The sequence below is a fragment of the Roseateles sp. P5_B10 genome (assembly GCF_056400485.1).
The window spans coordinates 1-2,510 of sequence record NZ_JBFULE010000758.1 but is presented as its reverse complement, the minus strand read 5'-3'; the positions used below and the strand labels follow the sequence as shown (position 1 = coordinate 2,510).

The window sequence follows — 2,510 nt, the reverse complement described above, 5'->3', positions numbered from 1 at the left end:
CAGGGAAGAAGCCGACACGGCGGCTGCCCTCGGGGCAGGGCGGCAGCGTGTGCGGGCGCGTGAAGTCAGCCACCAGCGGCTGGACGGCCAGGCCCGGGTAGTCGCCCGCGAGGCCGTCACAGGCCGCCAGCAGGTGCGGGCCCGAGATGTCCACCGGCACGAACTGCACGCTGTCGCGCGGGATGGCGTCCAGCAGCAGGCGCACCTTGCGCAGAGCGCCGGCACCGTATTCGACGAGCTGCACCTGGCCGCCCATCTGCGCAGCCATGTCGTCCGCATGCGTTTGCAGCAGTGACAGTTCGGTACGCGTCGGGTAGTACTCGGGCAGGTCGCAGATCTGCTCGAACAGCTTCGAGCCGGCCTCGTCGTAGAAGTACTTGGGCGAGATCGCCTTGGGCGCGCGGCCCAGCGCCGCGTGCAGGTCGGCCGCGAACTGCTCGTTGTCGGCCGAGGCGCGGGGCTGGCGCCATTCGATACCTGGTTTCATCTTGCGAGCCTCACTCCACTGAACTGCCAGCGTGCGGCCGGCGGGAAAAAATTGCGGTAACTCGGTCGTGCGTGGCCCAGCGGGGTCGCGAGGCTGCCGCCTCTCAATACCTGCTGCCCCACCATGAACTTGCCGTTGTATTCACCAACCGCGCCCGCCGCGGGTTTGAAGCCGGGGTAGGGCGCGTAGCTGGAGCGAGTCCACTGCCAGGCCTGATCGGCGGCCAGCGCGAAGCCCGGCAATCCGCATGCCGCCTCCCACTCGAACTCGGTCGGCAGCCGCGCGCCAGCCCATTCAGCAAAAGCGCAAGCCTCGTAGAAGCTGAGCTGCATGACAGGCGCGTCGGCATCCAGCGGCTGCACGCCATGCAGGCCGAACACACTGCCGTCCTCCAGCCAGTAGGCCGGCCGCTGCCAGCCCTGGGCCTGCACGGTGGCCCAGCCATCGGACAGCCACAGCAGCGGCTCGCGGTAGCCGCCCGCGTCGATGAAGTCTTCGTACTCACCGCAGGTGACGAGGCGGTTGCTGATCTCGAAAGGCGCGAGCAGGGCCTGGTGGCGCGGGCCTTCGTTGTCGAAGGCAAAGCCGCTGCCGCCATGGCCGATGTCGACGATGCCGCCAGCGTGCTTCAGCCAGGCCTGATCGGGGGCGACGGCCTTGAGCGGTGTTGACACGTCGTAGGCCGGCAGCAGTGGGTTGCAGGAAAAGGCGTGCAGGATGTCGGTCAGCAGCAGCTCCTGGTGCTGCTGCTCGTGATGGCAGCCCAGCTCGATCAGCCGGCGGGCATCGTCGCCAGCGTGGGRCAGCAGGTCGGCCAGGGCGGCGTCCACATGGCGGCGGTAGGCCTTGACCTCGTCCAGGCTGGGCCGGCTCAGCAGGCCGCGTTGCGGGCGCGCATGACGCGGGCCCAGGCTCTCGTAATAGGAATTGAAGAGGCGCGGCCAGCGCTCGTCGAAGACGCAGTAGTCCGGCAGATGTGGCAACAGCACCAGGGTCTCGAAGAACCAGGTCGTGTGGGCCAGATGCCATTTGGTAGGGCTGGCGTCGGCCATGGACTGCAGCTGGGCGTCCTCGTCCGACAGGGGCGCGGCAAGGGCGAGCGAATGGGCTCGGGTGGCGCGGAGCAGCTCGGTCAACATGGGTGGCACCGTATCGCAAACTGCTGCCAACGGTATGTCAGTGCAGGGTCTTTGGCTGTAGGACACCCCCCCCTAGGGTGGGTGCGGGGATGTCAGCAGRGCCAATTCCCCTAGGATCGCCGCCATACAACAAGGAGACCGGGCATGAAAGCAATCGCCTTCATCGCCGCCCTGCTGGCCGCGACCGCGGTGCAGGCCAACGAGCCGATCACGCTCAAGGTGCATCACTTCTGGCCGCCCGGCGCCATGCCGCCGACACAGATCCTGGCGCCCTGGTGCGACAAGATCGCGGCAGACTCCGGCAACCGCCTGAAATGCCAGGTCTACCCGGCCATGCAGCTCGGCGGCACGCCGGCCCAGTTGATCGACCAGGTCAAGGACGGTGTCGTCGACATCGCCTTCACGCTACCGGGCTACACGGCCGGGCGCTTTCCCATCATGGAGGTGTTCGAGCTGCCCTTCATGACGAACTCCGCCGAGGCGGCGTCGCGCGCAGCCTGGGACTTCTATGGCAAGTACGCCGTCAAGGAGTTTGCCGCGGTCAAGCCGCTGATGTTCGCGACGCACGACGAGGGCTATCTGCACACCCGCGAGCGCCAGATCAAGACGCTGGCCGACTTCAAGGGCCTGAAGTTGCGCGCACCGACGCGCCAGACCAACAAGCTGCTCAGCAGCCTGGGTGCCTCACCGGTCGGCATGCCGCTGCCGGCCGTGGCCGATGCGGTCAGCAAGGGCACCATCGACGGCTTTGCGCTGCCCTGGGAGGTCATCCCCTCGGTCAAGCTGCACGAGATGGTCAAGTACCACACCGAGACCGACCCGAGCCGGCCGGCGCTGTACAGCGCGGTCTTCATCCTGGCGATGAACCCGGCCAAATACGACAG

The 2,510-nt window shown here is 67.4% G+C and carries 3 protein-coding genes; 1 reads left to right on the top strand and 2 read right to left on the bottom strand.

Annotated features, from left to right (window positions below; translation table 11 throughout):
• Both AC1DU6_RS27150 and egtB read right to left on the bottom strand, forming a co-directional pair.
• Positions 1 to 487: L-histidine N(alpha)-methyltransferase (locus AC1DU6_RS27150; RefSeq protein ID WP_477860915.1), on the bottom strand; the 487-nt coding region annotated here is incomplete at its 3' end.
• Entirely contained in the window at positions 484 to 1,626 is a 1,143-nt protein-coding gene (egtB, locus tag AC1DU6_RS27145) for an ergothioneine biosynthesis protein EgtB (RefSeq protein ID WP_477860913.1), read from the bottom strand. The genes AC1DU6_RS27150 and egtB, both read right to left, overlap by 4 nt.
• Before the next feature lie 144 nt (positions 1,627 to 1,770).
• On the opposite strand from egtB, the gene AC1DU6_RS27140 reads away from it, so the two are divergent.
• On the top strand, positions 1,771 to 2,510 hold a 740-nt coding region (locus AC1DU6_RS27140), incomplete at its 3' end, for a TRAP transporter substrate-binding protein (protein ID WP_477860911.1).